The sequence below is a fragment of the Mesorhizobium opportunistum WSM2075 genome (assembly GCF_000176035.2).
GTDB lineage: Bacteria > Pseudomonadota > Alphaproteobacteria > Rhizobiales > Rhizobiaceae > Mesorhizobium > Mesorhizobium opportunistum.
This window is the reverse complement of sequence record NC_015675.1, coordinates 778893-805319: the sequence shown is the minus strand read 5'-3', so window position 1 is coordinate 805319 and position 26427 is coordinate 778893. Positions and strand designations below refer to the sequence as shown.

At 64.4% G+C, this 26427-nt stretch carries 21 protein-coding genes; 11 read left to right on the top strand and 10 right to left on the bottom strand.

Translation table 11 applies throughout. From position 1 onward, the window contains the following. Positions 1 to 131: 131 nt before the first annotated feature. Positions 132 to 776 carry a class I SAM-dependent methyltransferase gene (locus MESOP_RS03740; RefSeq protein ID WP_013891988.1) on the bottom strand — a complete coding sequence of 215 codons (645 nt, stop codon included), beginning with the start codon at positions 774 to 776 and terminating at the stop codon, positions 132 to 134. A gap of 144 nt (positions 777 to 920) precedes the next feature. Here MESOP_RS03740 and MESOP_RS03735 point away from each other — a divergent pair, with 144 nt between their 5' ends. From MESOP_RS03735 to MESOP_RS03705, 7 genes are all read left to right on the top strand, one after another. Beyond that, positions 921 to 2738, top strand: coding sequence for a hypothetical protein (locus tag MESOP_RS03735; protein ID WP_013891987.1), 1818 nt, complete (start codon positions 921 to 923; stop codon positions 2736 to 2738). 189 nt (positions 2739 to 2927) lie between these two features. After that, positions 2928 to 4277, top strand: a complete 1350-nt coding sequence (locus MESOP_RS03730; protein ID WP_013891986.1) for a putative bifunctional diguanylate cyclase/phosphodiesterase — start codon at positions 2928 to 2930, stop codon at positions 4275 to 4277. A gap of 153 nt (positions 4278 to 4430) precedes the next feature. After that, positions 4431 to 5198 carry an SDR family NAD(P)-dependent oxidoreductase gene (locus MESOP_RS03725; RefSeq protein ID WP_013891985.1) on the top strand — a complete coding sequence of 256 codons (768 nt, stop codon included), beginning with the start codon at positions 4431 to 4433 and terminating at the stop codon, positions 5196 to 5198. Beyond that, positions 5195 to 6154, top strand: a complete 960-nt coding sequence (locus MESOP_RS03720) for a 2-dehydro-3-deoxygalactonokinase (protein ID WP_013891984.1) — start codon at positions 5195 to 5197, stop codon at positions 6152 to 6154. Before MESOP_RS03725 ends, MESOP_RS03720 begins: the two co-directional genes overlap by 4 nt. Further along, complete coding sequence (locus tag MESOP_RS03715; RefSeq protein ID WP_013891983.1) at positions 6151 to 6789, top strand: 2-dehydro-3-deoxy-6-phosphogalactonate aldolase; 639 nt, start codon at positions 6151 to 6153, stop codon at positions 6787 to 6789. The genes MESOP_RS03720 and MESOP_RS03715 overlap by 4 nt, the downstream gene beginning before the upstream one ends. Continuing rightward, positions 6789 to 7670, top strand: coding sequence for an SMP-30/gluconolactonase/LRE family protein (locus MESOP_RS03710; RefSeq protein WP_013891982.1), 882 nt, complete (start codon positions 6789 to 6791; stop codon positions 7668 to 7670). Before MESOP_RS03715 ends, MESOP_RS03710 begins: the two co-directional genes overlap by 1 nt. Positions 7671 to 7799: 129 nt before the next feature. Further along, a complete protein-coding gene (locus MESOP_RS03705) occupies positions 7800 to 8858 on the top strand; it encodes a D-alanine--D-alanine ligase family protein (RefSeq protein ID WP_013891981.1) in 1059 nt (352 codons plus the stop codon). A 364-nt stretch (positions 8859 to 9222) separates the two neighbouring features. On the opposite strand, the gene MESOP_RS03700 is transcribed toward MESOP_RS03705, so the two are convergent. Beyond that, positions 9223 to 9783: an autotransporter gene (locus tag MESOP_RS03700; RefSeq protein ID WP_013891980.1), complete on the bottom strand. Its 561-nt coding sequence runs from the start codon at positions 9781 to 9783 to the stop codon at positions 9223 to 9225. Positions 9784 to 9865: 82 nt separating this feature from the next. Here MESOP_RS03700 and MESOP_RS03695 point away from each other — a divergent pair, with 82 nt between their 5' ends. Continuing rightward, a complete protein-coding gene (locus tag MESOP_RS03695; RefSeq protein WP_013891979.1) occupies positions 9866 to 10612 on the top strand; it encodes a GntR family transcriptional regulator in 747 nt (248 codons plus the stop codon). A gap of 30 nt (positions 10613 to 10642) precedes the next feature. Here MESOP_RS03695 and MESOP_RS03690 read toward each other — a convergent pair whose 3' ends face one another. From MESOP_RS03690 to MESOP_RS03655, 8 genes are all read right to left on the bottom strand, one after another. Beyond that, positions 10643 to 10930: a DUF1330 domain-containing protein gene (locus MESOP_RS03690; protein WP_013891978.1), complete on the bottom strand. Its 288-nt coding sequence runs from the start codon at positions 10928 to 10930 to the stop codon at positions 10643 to 10645. Positions 10931 to 11080: 150 nt separating this feature from the next. Then, positions 11081 to 11794, bottom strand: coding sequence for an orotidine-5'-phosphate decarboxylase (gene pyrF, locus MESOP_RS03685; protein ID WP_013891977.1), 714 nt, complete (start codon positions 11792 to 11794; stop codon positions 11081 to 11083). Between the two features lie 11 nt (positions 11795 to 11805). Further along, positions 11806 to 12402 carry an NADPH-dependent FMN reductase gene (locus tag MESOP_RS03680; protein ID WP_041163985.1) on the bottom strand — a complete coding sequence of 199 codons (597 nt, stop codon included), beginning with the start codon at positions 12400 to 12402 and terminating at the stop codon, positions 11806 to 11808. An 80-nt stretch (positions 12403 to 12482) separates the two neighbouring features. Continuing rightward, positions 12483 to 13085, bottom strand: coding sequence for a phospholipid N-methyltransferase PmtA (gene pmtA / locus MESOP_RS03675; protein ID WP_013891975.1), 603 nt, complete (start codon positions 13083 to 13085; stop codon positions 12483 to 12485). Between the two features lie 105 nt (positions 13086 to 13190). Next, entirely contained in the window at positions 13191 to 14321 is a 1131-nt protein-coding gene (dnaJ, locus tag MESOP_RS03670; RefSeq protein WP_013891974.1) for a molecular chaperone DnaJ, read from the bottom strand. 224 nt (positions 14322 to 14545) lie between these two features. Beyond that, the gene (dnaK, locus tag MESOP_RS03665) at positions 14546 to 16462 is read right to left on the bottom strand and encodes a molecular chaperone DnaK (protein ID WP_013891973.1); all 1917 of its coding nucleotides are present in this window, start codon (positions 16460 to 16462) and stop codon (positions 14546 to 14548) included. 318 nt (positions 16463 to 16780) lie between these two features. Continuing rightward, positions 16781 to 17656 (bottom strand): hypothetical protein, encoded by an 876-nt coding sequence (locus MESOP_RS03660; protein ID WP_013891972.1) that lies wholly within the window; start codon positions 17654 to 17656, stop codon positions 16781 to 16783. Between the two features lie 10 nt (positions 17657 to 17666). Further along, positions 17667 to 19259, bottom strand: coding sequence for an ABC transporter substrate-binding protein (locus tag MESOP_RS03655; protein WP_013891971.1), 1593 nt, complete (start codon positions 19257 to 19259; stop codon positions 17667 to 17669). 436 nt (positions 19260 to 19695) lie between these two features. On the opposite strand from MESOP_RS03655, the gene MESOP_RS03650 reads away from it, so the two are divergent. The 3 genes from MESOP_RS03650 to rpe all read left to right on the top strand — a co-directional run bounded on the left by MESOP_RS03650 (position 19696) and on the right by rpe (position 26298). Next, the gene (locus tag MESOP_RS03650; protein WP_425339701.1) at positions 19696 to 21663 is read left to right on the top strand and encodes an NHL repeat-containing protein; all 1968 of its coding nucleotides are present in this window, start codon (positions 19696 to 19698) and stop codon (positions 21661 to 21663) included. Between the two features lie 10 nt (positions 21664 to 21673). After that, on the top strand, positions 21674 to 25417 hold the full coding sequence (locus MESOP_RS03645; protein ID WP_013891969.1) for a DUF7929 domain-containing protein: 3744 nt from the start codon (positions 21674 to 21676) through the stop codon (positions 25415 to 25417). A 203-nt stretch (positions 25418 to 25620) separates the two neighbouring features. Next, a complete protein-coding gene (gene rpe / locus MESOP_RS03640; protein ID WP_041164503.1) occupies positions 25621 to 26298 on the top strand; it encodes a ribulose-phosphate 3-epimerase in 678 nt (225 codons plus the stop codon). Positions 26299 to 26427: the final 129 nt, after the last annotated feature.

Sequence of the window (26427 nt, the reverse complement as noted above, 5' to 3'; positions counted from 1 at the left end):
GCGCGTTAGAGCAATTCCAGGAAAAGTGTGAAACGGTTTTCTGGGGAAAAGCGCCTAGCGCTTTCCCTTGGGAATTGCGCCAAAACAAAGAGTTAAAGAGGTTCGACGTTTCCGTGAAACGGTGAACCGCTCTAGCGAAGCGACGCGACGAAGTGCAGGCCCCTGTCGAACAGCAGGTTTGCCGGAAACGGATACAGCGACAGGTTTTCTCGCCAGCTTTGGGCTTTGAGCCCGATCCCGCCGAAAATCGCGTCCCATTCCTGCCTGGACAGATAGTTGTAGGGCAGCCTCACATCGTGGCCCTTGTTTCCCACCCAGTCCATGAACCGGAGCGTGCCGTAGGCGAAGAGCCCGTCGCGCAGGTGATCCTTGATGACAACGCCCTTGCGGGCGACCCTTGCGGCTTCGGCGACAAGATGGCCGGGATTGTCCGTGTGGTGGAGGACGTCGACTATGGTCACCCAGTCGAACGATTTGGACGCGGCCGGAATCGTAACACCGTCGAAGATCTCTACGGGAATGGCCGTGCGCGGCCGGACAAAAACATCGATCCCGCGAAACGTCAGCCCCGGTTTCCGTTCCATCACCGCCTTGGCGAGCGAGCCATCGCCGCAGCCGAGGTCGAGAACGGTGCCGTCGGCGCCCAGCGCGGCGCCGATATGGTCGGAGAGGACCCGGATGCGGCGTTGAAACACCGCCCGGCCGTGGGCGGCATTCAGTATCTTTTTTTCGATCGCCACAACGCTCATGCCCAAGGTCCAGACCGAATTGCCCATTCATTCCCTGGTCCGGGACCATATTTGCGAATAACAAACAAAGCGTTTCGCGACATCGGGTTGCCGGTGCAACACCGGTTTAAGGTTTGCGCAGTGAGTTCGCGATAGGTTTCCTTCGCCAAAGAGAGCGCCAGAGGCCGTCCCGTGACTCCCGCCGACACCACGATTTCCGTCAAGGCCGCGCAGCCTGCGTCACGGCGCAACGACCTCGCGGTTGCGTTGATTGCCACGCTGGCGATGGTTGCCGTCAACGCGCTCGGCGGTTTCCCAGGCTTGACCGATACCGGCGGCGACAATGACAGTCTGCTGCGTCTGGTCGAGGTTCGGGATATGCTGGCAGGCCAGGGCTGGTTCGACCTGCATCAGTACCGGATGGGCGTTGAAGGCGGCTTCGTCATGCACTGGTCGCGACTGGTCGACGCGCCGCTCGCCGCCATCATCCTCGTGGCCTCGGCACTGACCGGCAGCATGGCCATGGCCGAGACCGTCGCCGAGGTGCTCTGGCCGGCGCTGCTCTTTTGCCTGGCTCTGCTCTTTACCGTCCGCGCGGCGCGCAGTTTTGCCGGCGCGGGCGCTGTGCTGCCGGCTGCCGTCATCGGTGCCGCGGCGTTGCACTTCATCGGCATCTTTTCGCCCGGCGCGCTCGATCACCACAATGTCCAGCTGACGCTGACCATGGCCAGCTTGAGCCTGCTGCTCGAGGCGCCCGTGCGGCGATGGGCCGCCCTACTTGCGGGCCTGTGCGCGGCGCTGACGCTGGCGGTCGGCATGGAAACGGCGCCCTATGTCGCCACCATCGGCGTCTGCGTCTCTCTGCTGTTTGTCGCCGACCCCAGCGGCGAGCGACAGATCGCCAGGGATTTCGGCCTCGGCTTTGCCGGCGTTTCAGCGCTGGTCTTCCTCACAACCATCGCCCCATCGGCCTGGGGCCAGCCGCAATGCGATGCCTTTTCGACCGTGCAGTTCGTGGTGGCCGCTCTCGCCGGATGCGGCCTCGCCGCCGCGGCCTCGCTCGACATGGCCAACTCCACGCTCCGCCGGCGCCTGATGGCGCTCGGCCTGCTTGCGCTCGTACTGGCGGCTGTCATGGTGTTCTTGTTCCCGCAATGCCTGGCTGCGCCCTATGCCGAGATCGACCCGCGCCTGAGCCAAATTTGGCTCGGCCATATCGAAGAGGCGCAATCGATCATCCAGCTTGTCTTGGATGATCCGGCCATGGTGGTGGCGCGTTTTGCCACGCCGCTTGTGGCGATCGTGCTGATGGCGCTTCACTTCAGCCATGGCGGCTGGCGGCGGCAGGACAGCCTCGTCGGCGCGCTGCTGGTTGTGGCGGTCCTGGTCAGTGCCTGGGAAGTGCGCGGCTCGACCTTCTCCATTGCCTTGGCGGTGATCCCGCTTTGTGCCTGGATCGCCAAGTGGCGGCAACGGGCCGAAGCCAGCCCGTCGCGCAACTCCGTGCTCAGGATGGCCGCGGCCTGGCTGATCTCGGTCAACGCGGTCTGGTCGGGCGCGGCCGGGGCGGCATCGAGCGCCTTCGAAACCGGGGCGGCGGCCAAGGACGCCGGCAGCGATGCGCTTTGCCATGGCAAGGCGTCGTTCGCTGCGCTCGGCCCCATGCCGGCGACCACGGTTCTCAGTATCTCCAATCTCGGCTCGCCGATCCTTGCCTTCACGGGCCATCGCGCGCTCGCCAGCCTCTATCACCGCAACGTCGCCGGCAACGTGCTCGCATTGGACGCCTTGCTGGGGTCGGAGGCCGAAGCGAAGGCCATCCTCCAAAGCCGGCATGTCGGCCTTGTCGCGCTCTGCCGTGGCAATCCGGAAAGCCGGCTTTTCGCGGCCACCGCGCCCGACGGCTTTCTCGGCGGGCTGATGCGCGGCAGCGTGCCGGATTGGCTGGAGCCGGTGGCGGAGACCCGTGGCGCCCCGCTGGAGCTCTATCGCGTCCGTCCCACCGATTGAGCCGGTTGAAAATCGGCGTGAAGAACCGATTGAAATCGGCGTGAAGAAAAGGCCTTTTCAAGCGCCACGGACACTTCGCGGAGGCAATGCATTTTAGCCGCGAAAAAATCGATTTTCAGGATACGTTTCCTAAAGGGTTTGCTGCCAGTCTCGAACATAAATTCCGACGTCGAGAAAACAGGGACACCGATGCAAACTCCGTTTGGCACCGGTCAGGCAAACAGGGAGAGCACGGATCTGGCATTTACAGATCCGTTGACCGGGCTTGGCAACCATCGCCGCTTCTTCGACAAGGTCGATCGCCTGATCAGCGACCGTGCCGACGATCCCGCGCCCTTCACCGTAGGCATCCTCGACCTTGATGGCTTCAAGCCGATCAACGATTTGTTCGGCCACAAGGCCGGTGACGACATCCTGATCCAGGTCGCGATGCGGCTGCGCGCCTCGATGGACGACCACTCGACGGTCTGCCGCATCGGTGCCGATGAATTCGCCTTCCTCTATCCGCTGGTGTTCTCGGAGGAAGCAGCGGCCGAGAAATCCCGCATGCTGATCGAGATCCTGTCGGCGCCCTACGATGTCGGCGAACGCACCGCCAGGCTGTCGGCCTCGGTCGGTTGCTCGCTGTTTTATTCGGGCGACGAGACTACCGAGATCCTGATCAACAAGGCCGAAACGGCGCTCTACCACGCCAAGCGGTCCGGCCGTGGCCGGGTCGTTGTCTACACCCGCGAGATGGAAGAGGCGGCCAAGCGCGTCACCCGCATCGAGCAGGCGCTGCGCCGTGCCGTCTCGGCCGGCGAGGTGGAGCCGCATTTCCAGCCCATCGTCGATCTCAACACGCGCCAGACCATCGGCTTCGAGACACTGGCGCGCTGGACCGACCGCGACCTCGGCGCGGTGCCGCCGACCGTCTTCATTCCCATCGCCGAGGAGCGCGGCATCATCGGCCCGCTTTCGCAGCTGGTGCTGCGCAAGGCGACGGAGGCGGCCCGCAGCTGGCCGAAGGACCTGTTCCTGTCGTTCAACCTGTCGCCTTCGCAGCTCGTCGACCAGAACACCGGCCTGCACATATTGGCGATCCTCGACCGCACCGGCTTCGACCCGCGCCGGCTGGAGATCGAGATCACCGAGACCGGCCTTATGAACGACCCGGCTTCGGCCGCGCAGATCGTCGAGGACCTGCGCCGCGTCGGCATCCGCGTCTCGCTCGACGATTTCGGCACCGGCCAGTCCTCGCTCGGGCGTCTGCGCGAATTCCATTTCGACAAGCTCAAGATCGACCGCGCCTTCGTCTCCTCCATTCTCGACGACCGGCCGTCCGAACACATCATCCGCGCCATTCTCGCCATGTGCGAGGGGCTCGGCATGGATGTGGTCGCCGAAGGCATCGAAGAGGAGGCGCAGGCCGACCGTCTGGTCCAGTTCGGCTGCGCCGGCGGGCAGGGCTATCTGTTCGGCAAGCCGGTCGACGCCGACGCCACGCTCGGCTATCTCCGCGATTCCTTCCGCGGCGCCTTGCGCGCCAAGGCGATCTGACCGGCGCTAGCGGCATTCCCACCATGCGACGATGCCGCTTCGCGGTCCCGTCGCCTTTTTGTCCGACATAAGCCCTTAAATCCGCCTTTTCGCCCTTGCCCACGCGACGTCTCTGGCTAGGATGCGCGCCGGTTGAGCGCGGAGAGAAAAGACATGATGCCATCGGCGGATTTTGCCGACCTCAAGGGCGCCTCGGTGCTGATCACCGGCGGCGGTTCCGGGATCGGCGCGGCCCTGACCGAGGGTTTCGTGCGCCAGGGCGCCAACGTCGCCTTCATCGACATCGCCGATGAGCCCAGCATCGCGCTTGCCGACCGTATCGAGAGGGATTTCGGCCGGCGGCCGCTCTATCTCAGGACCGACCTGCGCGATGTCGAGGCGCTGCGGGCTTCGGCTGCGCAGGCCGCGGACGCGCATGGCGATGTCACCGTGCTCATCAACAATGCCGCGTGGGACGAACGCCACGCCGTCGAAGACGTGACGGTGGAGTTCTGGGACAACAACCAGGCTATCAATCTCAGGCCGCATTTCTTCACCGCGCAGGCCGTGGCGCCGGGCATGAAGCGGGCCGGCGGCGGCTCGATCATCAACTTCACCTCGACATCCTATCTGATCAACCATCCCGACATGCCGGCCTACACCGCCGCCAAGGCGGGCATCCTCGGTCTCACCAAGGGCCTGGCCGGCAAGCTTGGGCCCGACCGCATCCGCGTCAACGCCGTCGCGCCCGGCTGGGTCATCACCGAGCGGCAGCAGCAGCGCTGGGTGACCGAAGAGGCGCTTGCCGCCCATGTCGCGAAGCAGTGCATCAAGGATGTCATGCGGCCTGACGACATGGTCGGCACCGTGCTGTTCCTGGCCTCGGATGCCTCGCGCATGCTGACCGCGCAAATGCTGATTGTCGATGGAGGTTTCCTGTGAGCCCGGAGTTTGTCGGCAACGCGCCGGCGGTAGCGGCGATCGATTGGGGCACGACCCGGCTTCGGGCATGGCTGATCGACGGCAGCGGCAAGCTGCTTGCAGAACGTCGCGGCGACGATGGGCTGATCACGGCGCGCGAAAAAGGGTTTTCGAACGTGCTGGAAGGCCACTTGGCCGCCATGGGCGCGCCCGACGCGCTGCCCGTCATCATCTGCGGCATGGCCGGCTCTCGCCAGGGCTGGATCGAAGCGTCCTATGTGAGCGTGCCCGCGCCGATCGGCGCCATCCTGCGCGGCGCGGCGCGCATCGAGGGCGAGCGCCGCGACATCCGCATCGTGCCGGGCCTTGCCCAGCGCCTGCCCGACGCGCCGGATGTCATGCGCGGCGAGGAAACACAGCTTGCCGGCGCCGGTTTTCCGGCAAAGGGGCGGCATCTCGCCTGCATGCCGGGCACGCACTCGAAATGGGTCGTGGTCGAGGATGGCGCCGTTGCCGGCTTCGGCACATGGCCGACCGGCGAGTTGTTCTCGGTGCTGGCCGCGCATTCGATCCTCAAGCATTCGCTGGGCGAGCATCCGGCTCCGGTGGCAGCGGACAGTCCGTTCTTCCGGCAATGGTGCGAACGGGCACTTGGCGAGGGCGGCGATGTCACTTCGAAACTGTTTGCCATCCGCGCCGCCGGGCTCCTGCAGGACCTGAAGTCGGAGGATGCGGCGGCCTGCCTGTCCGGGCTTTTGATCGGCGGCGAGATCGCCTCGGCGAAGCGACGCTATGGCTCCGGCGGTGCATCCGTCGTGCTGATCGCTTCCGGCGCGCTCGCTTCGCTTTATTCGGCTGCACTTGGGCTTGCAGGGCTTGCCTTCCGCGCCGTCGACGCCGACGAAGCTGTGCGCGCCGGCCTCATCGAAGCCGCACGCGAAAACGGCATGATCGCCAGAACCGGAGCCTTGGCATGACCGAGACCGCAGCCTTTCCAAAACTCAAGCGCGGGCTGGTCGCCATCCTGCGCGGCCTGAAACCGGCTGAAGCCATCGCCATGGGCCAGGCCCTGTTCGACGCCGGCATCGAGGCGATCGAGGTGCCGCTCAATTCGCCGCAGCCATTCTCGTCGATCGCCAGGATTGTCCAGGTGCTGCCGAAAACGGCCCTGGTCGGTGCCGGCACGGTGCTGACGCCGGCCGATGTCGACGGCCTGCACCAGGCCGGCGGGCAGCTGCTGGTCAGCCCCAACATCGATGCCGAGGTGATGGCGCGCGCGATGCATTACGGCATGGTCACCATGCCCGGCGTCTTCACGCCCACCGAGGCCTTCCAGGCGATCCGGCTGGGAGCTTCGGCGTTGAAATTCTTCCCGGCAAGCGTGCTGGGGGCCTCAGGCATTTCCGCGATCCGGGCGGTGCTGCCGGCGCAGACGCTGGTCGGCGCCGTCGGCGGCGTTTCGGAGAAGGACTTTGCCGGCTACAAGGCTGTCGGCGTGACGGTCTTCGGCCTCGGCTCCAGCCTGTTCAAGCCGGGCATGAGCGTCGACGAGGTGGCGGTGCGTGCGCATGCCGCGGTCGCGGCCTGGGACGCGGTGTTCGGAGACGCATGATGAGCGAAGCGATCGTTTCGGTTTTTTCCGATCACGTCTGCCAGCTCGGCGAAGGCCCGAGCTACGATCCCACCACCGACACGCTGTTCTGGTTCGACATCGTCAACGGCCAATTGCTGGAAAAGCGCCTGTCCGGTGGCGCGACCATCGTCCACCAGCTTGGCCAGATGGCCAGCGCCATCGCCATCATCGACGACAAGCGCCAGCTGATCGCCACCGAGACGGGCCTTCATGTCCGTGACGTCGCGACCGGCAAGCTGACGCTGCACACGCCGATTGAAGCCGACAATCCGGTCACCCGCTCCAACGATTCGCGGGTCCATCCCTGCGGTGCCTTGTGGATGGGCACGATGGGCAAGGGCGAGGAAAAGGGTGCTGGCTCCATATACTGGTTTTTCAAGGGCGATCTGCGCCGCCTGTTCTCGGACATCACCGTCACCAATTCGATCTGTTTTTCGCAAGATGGCGCGCTCGCCTATTACACGGACACCTCGACCGGATTGCTGATGCGCGTCGCCTGCGATCCGGCCACCGGCCTGCCTGCCGGCGAGCCGAAGATCTTCGTCGATCACCGCTCGGCCAAGGGCTATATCGACGGGTCGGTGCTCGATCGCGACGGCATCCTGTGGAACGCCTGCTGGGGCGGCAGCGTCGTCGAGGCCTATGGTCCCGACGGCAAGCTTGTCCGCACCGTCGCCATGCCGGTGACCCAGCCCTCCTGTCCGGCCTTCGTCGGCAAGAACGCCGACCGGCTGGCGGTCACCTCCGCCTGGTCGGGCAAGAGCGAGAAGCAGCGGCTGCTGGACCTGCAGGGCGGCATGACCTTCCTGCTCGACATTCCCGTCAACGGCCGTTTCGAGCCGCGCGTTCTGATCGCCTGAGCAAGCCCCGGCGATTGGGCGTTTGATTTCCACTGTCACCCAGGCGTCCGTCCCGGGTCGGTTTCGCGAAAGCCATTCGCGGCTGAAGTGCGATGGTGGGCGATCCTACCGCCGGGAAGCGTCCATCCTATGTCGAGCACCAAGCCCAAGTTGATCCTTGTCCATGAGCCGGAAAAGGCCTGCTTCGACCGCCTCGTTGCCGATGGTCATGCGAGCGAGCGCGCCGCCGAAATCGCTTCCTACCTGGCGCAGTCGACGGACCTTGGCCAGGAATTCGATGCGCTGGACGAGGCCTGCCGGGTGCGCGGCCTGTCCTTCACGCCGGTGCTGCTCGACGATACCGCGCATGTGCTTGCCGGCGAGGATCCCGCCACAACGCTGGTCTGGACGCTGACCGACGGCATCGCCTATTTTCGTGGCGGTGCCGCCCCCGCTTTGGCGAGGCTGGGCGGGTTCAAGACGATCGGCGCCGACGATGCCCTGTTCGCGCTCTGCCAGGACAAGTTCCGCTCCGGCGCCGTGCTTGGCGCGTTGGGCCTGCCGGTGCCGCAGGCCGGTCTCGCGCGTAATGGCCAATGGCTGGTCGAGCCGCCGGCTTCCGCCGCCGGTTGGTTCGTCAAGCCCAACCGGCTCGGCGCCAAGATCGGCATCTGGCCGGATTCGCGCAGCAGCGATCTCGGCCACGCGCTGGAGCTTAGCCGGCGTGTTTTCGCCGCCTATCGCGACGATGTCGTGGTCCAGCCCTATGTCGCCGGCCGCAACGTGCGCGCCTCCTTCCTCGGGCTGACGCCGGAAGTTGGCGTCGAGGCGCTCGGCATTGTCTTTGTCGATTCAGGCGCCGATTTCCAGACCATGGCGGACAGCCTGGCGCTTTACGGCGAAACCGGCGCGGCGGCGAAGGCGGCGGGGCTCTATGCCGAACCGGAACTCGTCGCCGTTGCCGACGTCCAGCCGGCTGCCGACGCCGGGATCCGTGCGATCGCCGCGCGGCTGATGAGCGGGCTCGGCCTGCGCGACGTCTTTTCCATCGACCTGCGGGTCGAGGCCGACGACACGCTCCACCTGATCGAATTCGAGGTCTGCCCCGGCCTGCCCTGCTTCGATTTCCGCGCCTATTGCCGGTCGCAATGGGGCCTGGGTCTTGCCGATGCCATGGCCGAAACCGCCGCCAGCCGGCTGGCCAGTTAGTATCTCAGCGCATGAGTTTGACGATCGCTTGGATTGACAGATCTCGTGCATTGGCGATTGGCAGAAACATCCATCGCTTCGTCATCCACGGGCGGAGCAAGGAGCGAAGCGACGCAGTGCAGACCCGAGGATCCATGCCGCGACTTCAAGGCGCCACCGCGGTGCAGAATTCCGCTCCGTAGCGCTTCACGACTAAGGTCCCGGCATGGATCCCAGGGTCTCCGCGACGGAGCTTTGCTCCTGCTTCGCCCAGGGATGACGAAGTTTAGAGGCTTCGGCCAATATCGAATGTCAGTGATTACACCGCTGAAAAGACCGATGAAGTCTTGCCGCCGACAGGCTCCTCCTGTGCGGCGCTGGTGGTTTACTTGGGCTCGGACGTCGATTGCTCGATAGGCCGCGCGCCGGCCATGTAGCGGATGTTGTCGAACGGCTCCGGCCGCTTGTCGGCAAGGCTCCACAGCTGCCGGCTGGTGCCCGGCAGATCGCCCAGATAGACGTGCAGGGCTCCGGAGCGGGTGCTGCCTGTATTGGCGACCGAGTGAATGGTGCTGGAAGGCATGTGCACCAGCGCCGGCGCCGAAAAATCCTGCCGCTCGGGCTCATCGACCCGGTCGCCGGCGAGCGGGTAGATGAAGTTGGTCTCGCCACCCCAATAGATGCCGACCAGCGCATCCATCAAATGATTGTGCGGCGGATACTGCACGCCGGGCGAAAGGGTGATGTGGTAGATCGTCAGCTTCGGACTCGCGTGCAGCAACAGCTCGTCGTCGTCCTCTTCGTGAACGAGCCCGCCGAGCGCGTGGAAGCGCTTGGTGTAGTCCCCGAGCACGGCCTTGACCTGACCGAAGGCATCGGCACCTGCCGCCGCGTTGACGATATCGCTGATGGCGGGGTAGAGAGAAGAGTCGGCGGATAGAGGCATTCCACAGCTCCTGTCTGAGATGCTCAGAAACAATAGCTAAGATGGTCTATCCGAGTCAATGCCGACGCGACGCGAGAAAAGCATGAAGCCGACCAAAGCCAAGCCACCGAAATCGATCTCACCGCCAAGCGGGGCAACTGCGCCGTCGACGGCGGATTTGCTGCGCAGCGAGCAGGCCTACGAGCAGTTGAAGAGCGACATCGTCGCTTGCGTCCTGTCGCCCGGCGAGGCGCTGACCGAGAAACAGATCGAGGCCCGCTACGGGATCAAGAAGGCGACGATCCGCTCGGCACTCGCCCGCCTCATGCAGGAAGGCTTGGTCAGGAGCGAGCCGCGCCGTGGCTATGTCATCACGACGCTGACCTTGCGCGACGTCAACGAGATCTTCGACGTCCGCGGCCTGATCGAACCCGAAGTGTTCCGGGTCGCCACCACGGGGATCACCGAGCGCGGGCTGGACGAGATCCGGCTGGCGGCCAGAAAAGTGCTGAAGCCCGAGACGCTGCGCAGCCCGGTTGCCTTCCTCGCCGCCGACCGCGCCTTTCGCCTGGCGATCGCCGAACTGTCGGGCAATTTGCGGCTGGCGCAGCTGCTCAGCCAGATTCTCGACCAGTCGGAACGAGCGCTCCATCTCGGCTTCAAGTCGCGCGATTTCATGCCGCTGATCATCGAACAGCAGAAACGGTTGCTGCAGGCTTGCGAGAAGAGCGACGTTCCGGGCATCGCCAAGCTTGCCCGTTCGCACTGCCTCGCCCTCAAGCACCAGCTGATCGGGGCCTTGCTCGGCGGGTCGAAGCTGCGGGAAGCGAACCTGCAGGACTTCGTCTGAGAAAGCGTCAGCTTCTGCTTCGCGACGCTCTCAGGCCCCTTCGACCAGCACGATCTCGCCGTCGGCGACCTTCTGGCGGATGGCGACCGCGCGCTGGTATTCCGGCGAGTGATAGCAGTCGTGCGCGGCCGCCAGCGATTCGAACTCGATGATGACGTTGCGAGCGCGGCCCGGCCCTTCGGCAAGCTCATGCGCCCCGCCACGCGCCAGGAATTTCGCCCCGAACCGCTCGAAGGCGGGTTTGGCGGCGGCGACATAGTCCTTGTAGCCTTCGGCGTCGCGCACATCGACGCGGGCGATCCAATATCCCTTGGGCATTCTTCTACTCCCTGCTTCTTGTGCCTAGAGCATTTCACCGTTTAACGGAAACGGCGAACCGCTCCATCTCTTTGTTTTTACGCAATTCCCAAGGGAAAGCGCTACGCGCTTTTCCCGGGAAAACCGTGTCACACTTTTCCTGGAATTGCTCTAGGCCGAGCGCATCTCTTCCAGAATGGCTTCCGCCGCCGCGCGCCTGTCGCCTGCCGCGACGATTGGCCTGCCGACGACGAGATGGCTGGAGCCATTGCGGATCGCCTGCGCCGGCGTCACGACGCGCTTCTGATCGCCATGTTCACTGCCCGCCGGCCGTATTCCCGGCGTCACCACCGCCATGTTGGGCCCGACGATGCGGCGCACCGCTTCAGCCTCTTCGGCCGAGCAGACGACGCCGCCCATGCCGGCATGCAGCGCCTGTTCGGCGCGCCTGAGCACCAGTGTGTGCGGGTCGTATTCATAGCCGGCGTCGATCACGTCCTGCTCGTCCATCGAGGTCAGCACGCTGACGGCGAGAAGACAAAGGTCACTGCCGCGTGCCGCTTCCACTGCCGCCTGCATCGCTTTGGGATAGGCGTGGATGGTCAGCATGGTCATGCCCATCCTGACGATGTTCTCGACACCCTTGGCCACCGTGTGGTCGATGTCGAGCAGCTTCATGTCGAGGAAGACTTTTGCCCCGCCGCTGGCCAGTTCCCTGGCGAAGTCGAGCCCGCCGGCGAAGGCCAGCTGATAGCCGATCTTGTAGAAGGAGACGACGCCATCCAGCTCGCGCACCGCCTGTTCGGCCTCTTTTAGCGTTGGCACGTCGAGGCCGACAATCAATCTTTCCTGAATGGATTTGGCCTGCATGGTTTTAGCCTGCATGGATACGGCGGTCACGCTTCGATCCGGGTGGACAGCATGCGCGAGGTTTCGATCAGCGTGCGGCATAGATGCTCCATCGATGTGTGCAGTCTTTCGTCACGGAAATGGCCGTCCTCGCCGAAGGCGTCGCCGCCCTCCGGCACCGAGCATTCCGGCGTCACCACCTCCATCTGGCAGCGCACCAGTACGGCGCGCAGATGGTTGATGCAGCGGATGCCGGCAAAATGACCATTGGACGACGAGCATAGGCCGACAACCTTGCCGGCAAGCGGCCTGACCGGCCGGCTATTGTCCCTGCGCACGCGGCTCACCCAGTCGATCGTGTTCTTGAGCAGCGGCGGGATAGAGCCGTTATATTCCGGCGTGGCGATCAGCAGCCCGTCATGCGCGATGATCAGGCGGCCGAGCCTGACGGCATTTTCGGGAACGCCCTTTTCCTTCTCCAGATCTTCGTCGAGGATCGGCAGGGGATAGTCGCCGAGCGAAATGCGCGTCACTTCGGCGCCCTGCACCGCAAGTTCCTTCTGCGCCACGTCGGCGGTCCTGCCGCTATAGGCGCCGCCGCGCACCGAGCCGGCGAAGACGAGAATTTTCGGGATCACTGCCATTGCTTCGCAAAGGGAGTAGGCAGTGGGGAATAGGCAGTAGGAGATGAGCAATTCCTGACTATTCCCTACTGCCTATTCCCCTATCCTTCCCTTCGGTAGATCCACAGCTGCGTCGGCGGGATGTTGCGGAAGATGAAATCGAAATGCTTGACCGTGTAGTCGCCACGCCCGGCCGGGATCGGCGACATCGGGCCGTAGGTCAGCTGCACGATCGGGCGGCCCGCCGGGATGCGGTCGAGCAGGCTCTCGATATAGGCGATGCGCTGGGCGACCGGGAAGTTGAGCAACGGCACGCCGGAAACGACGGAATCGAAGATCATCCCGCTCCTCTCGCCAAGCGTGGCGTTGAGGTTGAAGGCGTCACCCTCGATGACGTTGACCCCGGGATAGAGCTGGCGCAAATGGCGCACGAAATCGGTGGAATATTCGACCGCGTAGAGGTTTTCGGGACGCACGCCCTGGGCGAGGATGGCGCGGGTGATGACGCCGGTGCCTGGGCCGACCTCGAGCACCGGCAGGCCGGACTTGGGATTGACGATCGAGGCCATCTTGCGGGCGGTGATCGAACTGGTCGGAACGATCGAGCCGACCGTCTTCGGCTTGTCGATCCAGCCCTTGAAGAATTTGAGCTCGTCGTCGAACTTTTCGGCCAGCGCCTTCCGCAGTCCGGGACCACGTGTCATGCAAGCTCTCCTCAGCGCTTCCCTCGCAAGCTACTTAACACCTGAGCGGCGCAAGGCAAGGCGCCGCAACACGCATGGCGTGGATAAGATAGCTTTTGTCGCCTATCAACGCTCGCCGAAGGACTCGAAGAAATCCTTCATGCGGGCAAAAAAGCCGCTCGATTGGGGCGAATTGTCCTGCGAGGAGAGTTGTTCGAACTCCTCCAGCAGTTCGCGCTGGCGGCGCGACAGGTTCTGCGGCGTCTCGACCGCGGTCTGGATGTAGAGGTCGCCGACATTGGGCTGGCGCAGCACTGGCATGCCCTTGCCCTTGAGGCGGAATTGACGTCCGTTCTGGGTGCCTTCCGGCACCTTCACTTTGGTCTGCGTGCCGTCCAGCGTCGTCACTTCGAAGGAACCGCCAAGGGCGGCCGTCGTCATCGAGATCGGCACCTTGCAATAGAGATCGGCGCCGTCGCGCTGGAAGAACTCGTGCGGCTTCACCGCCAGGAAGATATAGAGGTCGCCGGACGGCCCGCCGCGCAAGCCGGCTTCGCCCTCATTGGCAAGGCGGATACGGGTGCCGTCCTCAATGCCGGCCGGGATGTTGACCGACAGCGACCGTTCCTCGGTGACGCGGCCCTGGCCGACGCATTTCGGGCACGGGTCCTTGATCGTCTGGCCACGCCCCTGGCATTGCGGGCAGGTGCGTTCGATCGAGAAGAAGCCTTGCGTGGCGCGCACCTTGCCGTGGCCGTTGCACATCGAGCAGGTGACGGGCTGGGTGCCCGGCTTGGCACCGCTGCCGGAGCATTCCGAACACGAGATCGAGGCCGGCACGCGAATCTGCGCCGTCTTTCCCGCGAAGGCTTCTTCCAGCGAGATTTCCATGTTGTAGCGCAGGTCGGCGCCACGCTCGCGGCCACCCGACGAGCGGCGCTGGCGGCCACCCATCATGTCGCCGAAAATGTCTTCGAAGATATCGGCGAAACCGCCGGCCCCAAAGCCTTGCGCCCCGCCATTCATGCCGCCCTGTTCGAAGGCGGCGTGGCCGAAGCGGTCGTAGGCCGCGCGCTTCTGCGGGTCCTTCAGCGTCTCGTAGGCTTCGTTGATTTCCTTGAACTTGTGCTCGCAGGAATGATCGCCGGGATTGCGGTCGGGATGGAACTGCATGGCGAGCTTGCGAAAAGCGCTCTTGAGTTCCTTCTCATCGGCGCCTTTCTGGACGCCCAGCGTTTCGTAGAAATCAGCTTTCATTTTTTCCCGCAGTCCGGATATTCAACGTCTTGAGGCATATGTTGCGTCGTTTGCCGGCACGTTGCCTCGATTTAGGAGCGGTGCTGCCCGGATGCTAGGGTCGGCGTGCGCCTGTCCGGGTTTTTCTGTCATTTTTTCAGCAGGGCCCCGCACTTTTTCAGCGAGGGTTGCAAAAAAGCCCGGCTTTGCGCCGGGCTTTCCGCATTATCTTGCCGTCAGGCGGCTCAGGCCGACTTCTTCTTGTCGTCGTCTTCGTCGATTTCCTCGAAATCGGCATCGACCACGTCACTGTCCTTGGCGGCATCCGCCTTGGCGTCGGCTTCCGCGGCTTCCTTCTGCGAAGCCTCGTACATGGCCTGGCCAAGCTTCATCGAAGCCTCGGCGAGCACTTGGCTCTTGGCCTCGATGTCGGCCGCGTCGTCGCCCTCGGCAGCGGTCTTCAGCGCCGCGATCGCGTCCGATATCGCCGTGCGTTCGGCTTCCGAGACCTTGTCGCCATATTCCTTCAGCGACTTCTCGGAAGAATGCACCAGCGCCTCGGCCTGGTTGCGGGCCTCGACCACGGCGCGACGCTTCTTGTCGGCATCGGCATTGGCCTCGGCGTCCTTCACCATCTTCTCGATGTCGGCGTCCGAAAGGCCACCCGAGGCCTGGATGCGGATCTGGTGCTCCTTGCCGGTGCCCTTGTCCTTGGCCGAAACGTTGACGATGCCGTTGGCGTCGATGTCGAAGGTGACCTCGATCTGCGGCACGCCGCGCGGGGCCGGCGGAATGCCGACCAGGTCGAACTGGCCGAGCGGCTTGTTGTCGGCGGCCATTTCACGCTCACCCTGGAAGACGCGGATGGTCACCGCCGACTGCGAATCCTCGGCGGTCGAGAACACCTGGCTCTTCTTGGTCGGGATCGTCGTGTTGCGTTCGATCAGCCGCGTGAACACGCCACCCAGCGTCTCGATGCCGAGCGACAGCGGCGTCACGTCGAGCAAGAGCACGTCCTTGACGTCGCCCTGCAGCACGCCGGCCTGGATGGCGGCGCCCAAGGCGACGACCTCATCCGGATTGACGCCCTTGTGCGGCTCCTTGCCGAAGAACTGCTTCACGATCTCCTGGATCTTGGGCATGCGGGTCATGCCGCCGACCAGGACCACTTCGTCGATCTCGCCAGCCTTCAGGCCGGCATCCTTGAGCGCCGCCTTGCAGGGCTCGATGGTGCGCTGAACGAGATCCTCGACCAGGCTTTCGAACTTGGCGCGGGTCAGCTTCAGCGTCAGGTGCTTCGGGCCGGTCGCGTCGGCGGTGATGAAGGGCAGGTTGATTTCGGTCTGCGTCGTCGACGACAGCTCGATCTTGGCCTTTTCAGCCGCCTCCTTGAGGCGCTGCAGGGCAAGCTTGTCGTTCTTCAGGTCGATGCCCTGTTCCTTCTTGAACTCGGCCGCCAGATATTCGACCAGCCGCATGTCGAAGTCCTCGCCGCCGAGGAAGGTGTCGCCGTTGGTCGACTTCACCTCGAACACGCCGTCGCCGATCTCGAGCACCGAAATGTCGAACGTGCCGCCGCCAAGGTCATAGACGGCAATGGTCTTGCCTTCCTTCTTGTCGAGGCCGTAGGCAAGTGCCGCGGCCGTAGGCTCGTTGATGATGCGCAGCACTTCGAGGCCGGCGATCTTGCCGGCGTCCTTGGTGGCCTGGCGCTGGGCGTCGTTGAAATAGGCCGGAACGGTGATGACCGCCTTCTCGACCTTCTCGCCGAGATAGGCTTCCGCCGTTTCCTTCATCTTCTGCAGGATCATGGCCGAGATCTGGCTGGGCGACTGCTTCTTGCCGCCGGCCTCGACCCAGGCATCGCCATTGTCGCCCTTGACGATCTTGTAGGGGACAAGCTTCTTGTCCTTCTCCGTCACCGGATCGTCATAGCGGCGGCCGATCAGGCGCTTGACCGCGAAGATGGTGTTTTCTGGATTGGTGACCGCCTGGCGCTTGGCCGGCTGGCCGACCAGACGTTCGCCGTCGCCCGAGATGGCGACGATGGAAGGCGTCGTGCGCGCGCCTTCCGCATTCTCGATTACCTTCGGCTCCTTGCCATCCATGATGGCGATGCAGGAGTTGGTGGTGCCGAGATCGATACCGATTACTTTTGCCATTTTTCTAGTCTCTCCGCTAAGCAGGCTCTCAGGACCCGGTAAGGCGTTCCGACGAAAGCCCCTGTTCACAAGAAATCCCGTTCCGGCAACCGGCATTCCGGCGCCGAACGGCTTGGCGCGTATATAAGAACAGGCAGCATCGCGCGCAAGCATTCTGCGCAAGGCTTCCACGATCGTCGCAGGCGGAGGCAAAACGATCGCCCCGGCCGGCCGGGAGCGGACACGGCGCGCCGCCCGTGTCGAAGGCCGCCGGGCCGAGGTCGCGCGCCCAACCGCCGATCGGCCCCGGCCGAGCCGGGCTCCCCGATTGCCGTGGGCTCAACCGCGCACGAATTCAATCAGCGCTTCGACCATGCGGTCGTTGAATTCCTGGCGGAATCGGTTCTTCTTCAGCCATTCCGGGTTGGAGCCGACCGTCTTGTTGGCGTCGACCACGATGCCCTTGCCGTCGACAATAAAATAGTCGATCGCGCCGAAATCGAGACGCAGCCGCTCCCTGACTGCCCTCACCTCGGGCGGAACGGCGCCGCCGACCTCATTGCTGATGATCTCCGATCCCTTGCAGAGAACGTCGTTATAGGTCTGCCGCATGTTCACTTCGGCACCGAGAAGGAACATGTAGCGGTGCTTGACGATCGGCAGGTCGAGGCTGTCGAAGGCGAATTTCTCGACCATCAGGCGCTCGTCCCCCCAGGCCTCGGGCGGAACCTGCGCCAAAGTGTCGTAGACGCGGTAGCGCGGGCACAGCCGTTCCTTGTAGCCGGGATCGGCGGTTTTGCGGACGAAATGCATCGCCCGCGTCCATCCGTTGCGATACTGCCGCCAGCGCAGTTCGGGCCGGCCCCTGCTGTTGAGAACGGTCTTGACGATGACCGGGCCGGAATGGCCGTCGCCGGCACGGATCCTGAGCGATGAATAGAGCTGCCGGTGGATGGACAGGGCATGGCCGTTGATGGTGCGCGCGTAGCGCCGCGCGATGTCGTGGTAAAGGCGTGGCACATCGGTCAGGTCGACGTGCAGCAGAGCCGCCGGCGCCAGATGCTCCCGTGCCGGACGATCGAGCACGCGCACCGTCATCCCTGCCTGCTCCAGGCGCGGCAGCAGCGACTGGATGGAATACTCCTCTCCCGAACGAAAATTGCCCAGGCTCTCCACATAGACATCGAGATCGGCGACATCGAGACCGGCTCGCATGGCTGCGCCGCTATTCGCTGATGTCGACATTCGAGAAGTCGTGATGGTCGAACGGGTCCATGACGTAACCCTGGACCCGTTCGCGCATCGGTATCGACACCACGGAATGGGCAATGACCACCCATGGCGTCTGTTCCCGGAAGATCCCCTGTGCCTGCGCATAGAGCTTCATGCGGGCATCGAGGTCGACGCTCCCGGCTGCCTGCCGGAGCAGATCGTCGAAGGCAGGAAAACACCAGTTGGCGCGGTTGGTGGCGCCGACACCGGCGCAGCCGAGCGGCACCGAGAGGAAATTGTCGGGGTCGCCATTGTCGCCGGTGAAACCGAACAGCATGGCGCCATCGCGGTCGACCGGTTTGGAGCGGGCAAGATATTCGGCCCATTCATAGGTCACGATATCCACGGTGACGCCGATCCGCGCCAGGTCCGACTGGATCATCTCCGCCATGCGCTGGGCATTGGGATTGTACGGGCGCTGCACCGGCATCGCCCAGACCTTCATGTGCAGATCCTTGATGCCGGCATCAGTCAATGCCTGCCTGGCGGCATCGGGATCGAAAACAGGATCTGGCGTGGTCTTGTCATAAGCCCAGGAGGTCGGCGGCAGCGGATTGCGCGCGATCTCACCGGTGCCCCGGAAGATGACGTCGACAAGCGCCTTCCTGTCGATGGCCATGTCGATCGCCTTTCTGACCCTGGGATCGTTGAACGGCTTCTGCAACGTGTTGAAGGCGAGGTATCCGGTGTTGAGGCCTTCCTGCTGCATGACCTTGATGCCGGGCGCCGTCTTGATCGCCGCCAGATCGGCCGGATTGGGATAGGGCATGACATCGCACTCGCCGGCGCGCAGCTTCTCCAGCCGGACGCTGGCATCGGTGGTGATGGCGAAGATGAGGTCGTCGATCCTCGGCCGGCCGCGCCAATAATCGGGATTGGCCTTGTAGCGGATGACCGCATCCTGCTGGTAGTCGACAAGCTGGAACGGACCCGTGCCGACCGGTTTCGTCGCCAGGTCGAGCGGCCGCTTTTCAGCCAGCAGCCTGTCGGCATATTCCCTGGAAACAACAGAGGCAAAGTCCATCGCCAGATTGGCAAGCATCGGCGCATGAGGCGCCTTGAGCGTCATGACGACGGTGTAGTTGTCGAGCTTGCGCCAACTGGCGACGAGGCGTGGCATGCCCATGCCGTCGAAATAGCCATAGGGGCGGCTGGCATAGTTGTGGAACGGGTTCTGCGCGTCTGCCTGGCGCTCGAAGGTGAACAGCACGTCGTCGGCATTGAAATCGCGGCTTGGCGTGAAGCCATCGACGGTGTGAAACTTCACGCCGTGCCTGAGGTGGAAGGTGTAGGTGAGGCTGTCGTCCGAAATCTCCCATTTCTCGGCCAGGCCAGGACGCACCTTGGTGGTGCCGGGTTCGAACTCGACAATGCGGTTGTAGAGCGCCGTGGCGGAGGCGTCACGGGTGCCGGAAGCGAGAGCCGGGTCGAACGTGTCCGGACTGGCCTCCGTGCAATAGACCAAGGTCTTGGCCATGGAATCATGAACTGGCAACGCGAAAAGAGAAAGCGTCGCCAGGAGCAGAACAGAGCGCTTGCTTGTCATGATGCCCCCCAAGGCATGCCCAAAGGGCTGGGCGGATGCTATCAGAAGACAGCAGCGCCGGTAAGCCGGCCCGCCGACGATGAACCTTTCCGCTTCCGCCCGCGACTGATGTCCAGGCGCCGCATGGTGCGGCCCGGAAAGGAAGCCTTCCATGACCAACAACCCCGAGGCTCCGAGGTCCGCGGGAACAACAGGAGCTCGGCGCGACCACCGCCTTCGGGATGGGGTCGATGCGCTGGGCTTCCCGCTGATTCCGTTGACCCCGCGTAAGAGCGGTAGTAACGTAACCGTGAGGAAAGCAGACAATTCGATCAGGGAAGAACGTGCCGGACCACCGCGCCTTGCCCTGATTTGCGCGGCAACGCCGGATGTTTCTCCCGTGGCTAACGGGGGTAGCTTCATGTCTCGCGTCCGCGGCACGCGCGTGTCTTCTTTGATGTATTCTCCTTTGACATATTCTCTTGAGGGCCGTTTGCGCCGCGCCATCCACGCAGGCGGCTTGCTGGCGCTGGCGCTCGGTGCGGGCCTATGGTTTGGCGGTGCCGCAAAAGCGCAGGAAACCCAGATCATCTATCCCGGTTCGATGGCGGTTACCGGATTTTCCGGCACCGTCATTCCCAATTTCGACCCCCCTGATTCCGAAAAAGGGGGCCTGCCGCCCGGCGTCGATCCCGTCGATGAAACCTTCATCGACACCACGCGCGCCACCTTGCGCGTGTTCGACGTTTCGCATCTCGGCGGGCCGGCTTCGGGCCAACTCGTCTTCACGCCGCCGCCTTTCGAGGTGACATCAGGCCAGATCGGCCAGGTGTTCGGCCTCACCTATGATGACGGCGTGCGCGATGGCGTCCCGTCGGGAATCCCGAACCTCTATGCCGGCGCCAGTTCGCTGCACGGCATCCGCATCGTCACGCCCGATGCCGACGAGGATGGCAGGCCGGAGCGGCAGCGCCGCGGCATGGCGGGCGCCACCTTCATGGAGGGCCAGTTCGGCGCCGAGAACGGCGGCGGGCCAGGCACCATCTGGAAGATCGACGGCATCACCGGCCAGGTCGCCAAATTCGCCGACATCGACACCAACAGCGGTCCCGGCATCGGCAATCTCACCTTCGATCCCAACCACCGCCAGTTCTTCGCCTCCGACCTCGATACCGGCCTCGTCCATCGCATCGACGCCGGTGGCAGGCTGATCGACACCTTCGACCATGGTGCCGCCGGGCGCCCCGCGCACGGGCTGGCTCCCGTCGCCGACGATGGCGCGGTGATGGACATACAAGGTGCCGCCTTCGACAGCGAAGACCCTGAAACCTGGGGCTACACGCAGGACGAACGCCGCGTCTGGGCCGTCTCCTATCATGGCGGTCGGCTCTACTACTCGGTTGGCGAAAAGGCCGAAATCTGGTCGGTGGGCATTGCCCGCGACGGCAGCTTCGCCGGCGACCCGCGCTGGGAACTGACGGTCAAGGCCGACAAGGACTACGCTGTCACCGACATCGCCTTCGACAACAGCGGCTTCATGTATCTGGCCCAGCGCGGCCCGGTCGAAAACCGCTACGATTACAGCCAGTTCGCCGATTCCGGCAAAGGCGAGGTCATCCGTTACTGGCGCGAAAACCCCGACGATCCGGGGACGGAATCGGTCTGGGTGGAAGCGCCGCGGGAATATGCGGTCGGTTTCCCACAGGCCAACCGGCAGTCCGCCGGCGGCCTCGACCTGCAATATGGCTATGACGCCGACGGCAATCTCGACACCTCGGTCTGCACCCAGACGCTGGTCAACACAGGCGACAAATTGCGCGACAATCCGGCCCTTGCCGAGAAACTCGCCGCAGGCGGACCGCTCGCCGTGCACGGCGTGCAGATCACGCCCAAGGAACTGGTCAAGCCGGCCAATGTGCCGCCCTTCGGCTCCTGGTTCGTCGACTTCGACGGCTATTTCGAGGATCCCGAAGTGGAAGGCCATGTCGGCGACGTCGCGGTCTGGCATCCTTGCGATGGCCGCGCCGGCTATTATGAGGAAATCCCGGGCGGCTACCTGCCCCCCTTCTATCCGCCGGACTTCCCACCGCCCGGCAACCTGCCTCCCTGTCTCGATGTCGAGGACGTGCAGTATTTCTGCACGCCGCGCGGGCTCGAGGCCGATCTCTATCTCCATGACCATGCCGGCTTCGGCGGCGATTCGATCAAGGCCCAATCCAGGACGCCGGGCGTCGGGGTGACATCACCCCAGTCGCATGCGCCGGGCAAGCCGTACACGATCGACATCACCGGCCATTATCCGGGCGACAGAGTGGATGTCGGGCTTTGCTTCTACAGGCAATCCGACAAGGACAAGGGTGGCTACTACCCTTGCTGCAAGATGACCTTGCCGCTCCGTACCCCAGCCGTCAGCTGCGAACGTTGAGGAGGGGAAGATGAACATTCTTGCCCCGTCCTCACCCGCGACCCCTCAAAAAACCGTCATGGAGACGATCATGAAACCCCTGTCACTCGCCAGGCGCGGTGCGCGCTGGCTGATGGCGGCCGGTATCGCGGTCGCCACCCTGACCCCGTTGCCCAGCCTTGCGGAAGACTCCGCCCCGATCACCCCGGAGTTGAGGCTCGACCTCGACAGTTCTCGCATCATCAATCCGCGGCCGGACCGGATCGTGCCCTTCTTCACCAAGACAGGCACGCAAAGAGGCTGCGACTATGTCGTCTATTCGCTGAGCTTCGGCTTGCGCGGCGATCCGCAGGGCTTTGCCGATCCAGGTCTCGCGGCCAGGCTGAGCAAGCTCAGGATCGAGTTCAAGGACCAGCTCCCGCACGGTCTCGCCATCGTCAACGTCAACGTGTCCGGCGACGGCACGGATTCCTCCGGCGGACCGCTGCCGGGCGCCACGATCAGCAATTCGGCGGGTCCCAACGACACGGCGACGGTTTCCGATTTCCGGATTTCCGCCTCCGACCTAGACGGCTCCGGCGCGCCGAATGAACGCGTCATCACCTTCAAGATCACGGCCAAGATCGACCATGCGGCGTTTCCTTCGCCGACCATCGTCGACAACCAGGGTCTGATCAAGGTGACCAACGGAACCGGCACCGGGACCATCATCCCGTCGCAGGATCCGGGCAAACCCGACGATGGCGACTACAAGACCGGCGCCAAGACGTCGATCAAGATCGATCTCACCAAATGCAACCCGCCACCGCCACCTCCCGGCAAGGAATGCTTCAAGGTGGAACGCGGCACGGTCGACTGCGTGCCCGGCGGCGGCGCCTTCATCTATCATATGCCGGTAGGCCCGGAGATGGGCGGCAAGTGGGTCCAGGTCTCGACGGCCACGCCCGGCATCACCATCATTCCCGATACGCAACTGGTGCCGGCGGGGGGCGGGGTGCTCAACTGGAAGATCGTCGGCGCATCGCCCGGCGACGTCATCCACCTCACCGTCACCGGCATCGAAACCTATGCCGGCCCGAAGGAGGGTTGGGGGCTGTGCTGCACGCAGACCATCGACATCGTCATTCCGCGTGACCAGAAGTGCCCGCCCAGGGACAAGGAGCCGGACCTCAAGGTCGAGAAACGCGCCGATGTGACCCGTTGCACGATGGGTGGCGGCTGCGACTTCACCATCAGGGTCACCAATGTCGGCACCGCGCCCTATAACGGCAAGATCGTGCTCGACGAGGTGACGCTGCCGGCCGGTTCGACGCTGAGTTCAGGGCCCAATCCGCCCTGGGTCTGCGCACCCGGCACCACCCCGATGATTTGCACCCATCCGGTGACCACGCTCAATCCGGGCGCCTCCGTCGATCTCAAGCTCGGCTTCAAGCCGGCTGGAGGCTGGCAAGGCAGCAGCTTACGCAACTGCGCCACCTACAATTATGGCGCCAGCGGCAAGCCGCTGTTCGGCAGCCAGTCGAACGACCGTGGCTGCGCCTCGATCCCGATCTGCCGCCGTGGCGATCGCGACCGCGACTGCCAGCCGCCGGTGGAGAAGAAGGTCGACCTGATCCTGAAGAAGCGTGCCCGCGTCCCGGTCTGCACGGCCGACGGCATCTGCTACTTCGTGATCGACATCATCAACAACGGCAGCGCCACCTACAATGGACCGCTGACGGTCATCGACAACTACCCAGGCGGCGCGCCGGCCTCCTCGACCTTCGGGCCGAGCCCGCCCTGGACATGCGGACCGAACGGTCCTGGCCAGTTCCGCTGCGACAATGCAGGCATCTCGCTGCCTCCAGGCGCCTCGACGCCGATCGTCGTCAAGGCGGTGATGCCGGCCGGTTACCAGTCGGACACGGTCGAGAACTGCGCGGCGGTAAAGCCCATCCCCGGTGAGGTCGACCTCACCAACAACAGGGCCTGCGCCAAGGAACGCTTCCGTCATCCCAATGGCGGCAAGCCGACCCTGCGCATCACCAAGGTCTGCAATGGCTCGCTCGCCGGTGCCGCGCTCGTCTCGTGCCGCATCACCGTCATCAGCCTTGGCACCGCTGCCCCCACCGGTCCGGTGCGGGTCAACGATGCCGCCACGCTGGTGGCGGGTGGCACGCCCGTCCAGATCCAGACCGTCACTCCCGACGGCGCGGAATGGGCATGCGGACCGGTGCCTGCCAATGCGCTGTACTGCAAGATTCCAGGTGCCGTCATGACACCCGGAACATCCAGGCACTTCGACGTGACGGTCTCGGCGAATGGCGAGTTCGAGAACTGCGCGCGCGGCTCCTACGGGCCGGCGCCCGGCGACGACGTCGTCTATCCGATCGGCCAAGCCTGCGCCAAGGGCGGCGGCTCTTCGACCATCCGCGTCGAAAAGACCGGCGACCGCGAATGCAGGCTCGGCCAGCCCTGCTCGTTCGACATCACCATATCAAATGATGGGACGAGCCCCTTCTCCGGTCCGGTCCGCATCGGTGATGCGATCGGCGTGGAAGGGCTCGGCCGGTTGGACGGTGTCGAGATCACCTCGATCGATCCGCCTTTCGGCTGTTCGCCCGAGCCGGCAACCTTGCCGCTGTCCTGCATCGCCAACCTGTCGCTCGGCGCCGGTGAAAGCCAGTCGCACCATGTCACCGTGGTCATTCCCGACGACGGCCGCCTGGCCAACCTGCAGGGCGACGTCAATGGCCAGAACTGCGTCGGCGTGCTGTCTCCCGACACGCGGGTTGAAGGCGGCGGCGACGTCTTGTCCAAGGATGCGGCCAATGCGCAGGGCGATCGCGGCAAGGCCTATGCGTGCCACCCCTTCATCATCACGCATGAGGTGAAGAAGGAGTGCTCGCCGGGCTTCGTCATGAACGATGCGGGCCGCTGCGTCTGCCCGGAAGGCACCACCTTCCGCAACGGCCAGTGCACCGGCGGCGGTACCAACGTTCTGCCGACGCCACCGCCGCCGAAGCGCTGCGTGCTGCTCGAAGGCCAGATCCGCACCGAGGACGGGCGTTGCGTCTGCCCGCGCGGCACGGCGCTCGAGAACGGAAAATGCGTCAGGATCGACAAGCCCGAGCAGTGCACCATCCGCGGCCAGGTCCACGACGCGGATGGAGACTGTGTCTGCCCGAGAGGGACCGAGGTACGCAATGGCGCCTGCCGTCCGATCCGGCCGAAGCCCGAGCAGTGCACCATCCGTGGCCAGGTCCACGATGCCGATGGCGACTGCGTCTGCCCGAGAGGAACCGAAGTGCGCAACGGTGCCTGCCGTCCGATCCGGCCGGAGCCCGAGCAGTGCACTATCCGTGGCCAGGTCCACGACGCCGACGGCAATTGTGTCTGCCCGCGGGGTACCGAGGTGCAAGGCAATGCCTGCCGGCGCAAGCAGCCGCAGTTGGAGCAGTGCGACATCCGCGGCCAGGTCCACAACAAGCGCGGCGAGTGCGTCTGTCCGCGAGGGACTGAGGTGATCGACGGTGCATGCCGCAAGCCCAGGCAACAGACGGAATGCGCGCCGGGCTCGCAGATGATCGATGGCCAGTGCCAACCGATCATCAGGCGGCGCTGCCCGGAAGGCACGATCGGGCGGTATCCGAACTGCCGGCCGATACGCGGGCAGCCGTCGCTGGAGCTCAACCCTGGACTTCTCCTGCAGCAGGTACTGCCACGGCTCAGGCCGCAGGCCGAACAGCAGCAGGATCCGGCTGCAAACAGGATCCTGAAACTCCAGCAGCAATAACCATCTGCTCGATGCCAGACCAGAAACCCGCCGGAGCGATCCGGCGGGTTTTTCGTCACGGCGCCGGGCAGCGGAAATTAGCCGTAACGCCACCCGAGCCCGTGGAGCCGCCGTGCCGGCACCCTCGACAAGTCGTCCGCCGCGCATTAGGCAGTCGATCCAGGGTGGCCGGCATGAAAAAAGGCGCCCGGAAAGGCCGCGAGATGAGCAAAAAGACCTTGATCGCACCTTCGGTGCTGGCTTCGGACTTTTCCAGGCTTGGCGACGAAGTCGAGGCCGTCGCGGCCGCTGGCGCCGACTGGATACATCTCGATGTCATGGATGGCCATTTCGTCCCCAACATCACCTTCGGCCCGCCGGTCATCAAGGCGATCCGCAGCCGCACCAAGGCCTTCTTCGACTGCCATCTGATGATCGCGCCGGCCGATCCCTATCTCGCCGCCTTCGCCGACGCCGGCTGTGACGGCATGACGGTGCACGCCGAGGCCGGGCCGCATCTCGACCGCTCGCTGCAGACCATCAGGAATCTCGGCAAGAAAGCCGGTGTCTCGCTCAACCCGGCGACGCCGGAAAGCGCTGTCGAATACGTGCTCGACCGTCTTGACCTGATCCTGATCATGACCGTCAATCCGGGTTTCGGCGGTCAGGCCTTCATTCCAGGGATCGTCGACAAGGTGAGACGAGTCAAGGCACTGATCGGCGATCGGCCGATCCGCATCGAGATCGACGGTGGCATTTCGGCTGAAACAGCGCCCCTGGTCACCGCTGCCGGCGCCGACGTGCTGGTCGCCGGCGCCGCCATCTTCAAGGGCGGCAGCGTCGAAGCCTACCGGGCCAACATCGAGGCGATCCGGACGGCGGCCGACAAGGCCGCCGGCTAAATGCGGCGCGATCATCCATTTCAATTGCAAAAGGCCGGCTAAGGAGCGTGCGGACGCCCTCCGGGTCCGGCCCGGCCGAATCAGTTTCGCCAAGGCCGCCCGATAGCTGCGCGCGCCTCGTTGTCTTTG

Coding starts and splice junctions, on each gene's coding strand:
- MESOP_RS03690 (WP_013891978.1), bottom strand. CDS start 10,930: ATGCCCAAGGGATATTGGATCGCCCGCGTCGATGTGCGCGACGCCGAA.
- rpe (WP_041164503.1), top strand. CDS start 25,621: ATGAGCAAAAAGACCTTGATCGCACCTTCGGTGCTGGCTTCGGACTTT.
- MESOP_RS03650 (WP_425339701.1), top strand. CDS start 19,696: ATGTATTCTCCTTTGACATATTCTCTTGAGGGCCGTTTGCGCCGCGCC.
- MESOP_RS03705 (WP_013891981.1), top strand. CDS start 7,800: ATGTCGAGCACCAAGCCCAAGTTGATCCTTGTCCATGAGCCGGAAAAG.
- MESOP_RS03710 (WP_013891982.1), top strand. CDS start 6,789: ATGAGCGAAGCGATCGTTTCGGTTTTTTCCGATCACGTCTGCCAGCTC.
- MESOP_RS03660 (WP_013891972.1), bottom strand. CDS start 17,656: ATGCGAGCCGGTCTCGATGTCGCCGATCTCGATGTCTATGTGGAGAGC.
- dnaK (WP_013891973.1), bottom strand. CDS start 16,462: ATGGCAAAAGTAATCGGTATCGATCTCGGCACCACCAACTCCTGCATC.
- MESOP_RS03645 (WP_013891969.1), top strand. CDS start 21,674: ATGAACATTCTTGCCCCGTCCTCACCCGCGACCCCTCAAAAAACCGTC.
- MESOP_RS03730 (WP_013891986.1), top strand. CDS start 2,928: ATGCAAACTCCGTTTGGCACCGGTCAGGCAAACAGGGAGAGCACGGAT.
- MESOP_RS03725 (WP_013891985.1), top strand. CDS start 4,431: ATGATGCCATCGGCGGATTTTGCCGACCTCAAGGGCGCCTCGGTGCTG.
- pyrF (WP_013891977.1), bottom strand. CDS start 11,794: ATGCAGGCTAAAACCATGCAGGCCAAATCCATTCAGGAAAGATTGATT.
- MESOP_RS03680 (WP_041163985.1), bottom strand. CDS start 12,402: ATGGCAGTGATCCCGAAAATTCTCGTCTTCGCCGGCTCGGTGCGCGGC.
- MESOP_RS03700 (WP_013891980.1), bottom strand. CDS start 9,783: ATGCCTCTATCCGCCGACTCTTCTCTCTACCCCGCCATCAGCGATATC.
- dnaJ (WP_013891974.1), bottom strand. CDS start 14,321: ATGAAAGCTGATTTCTACGAAACGCTGGGCGTCCAGAAAGGCGCCGAT.
- MESOP_RS03655 (WP_013891971.1), bottom strand. CDS start 19,259: ATGACAAGCAAGCGCTCTGTTCTGCTCCTGGCGACGCTTTCTCTTTTC.
- pmtA (WP_013891975.1), bottom strand. CDS start 13,085: ATGACACGTGGTCCCGGACTGCGGAAGGCGCTGGCCGAAAAGTTCGAC.
- MESOP_RS03715 (WP_013891983.1), top strand. CDS start 6,151: ATGACCGAGACCGCAGCCTTTCCAAAACTCAAGCGCGGGCTGGTCGCC.
- MESOP_RS03695 (WP_013891979.1), top strand. CDS start 9,866: ATGAAGCCGACCAAAGCCAAGCCACCGAAATCGATCTCACCGCCAAGC.
- MESOP_RS03740 (WP_013891988.1), bottom strand. CDS start 776: ATGGGCAATTCGGTCTGGACCTTGGGCATGAGCGTTGTGGCGATCGAA.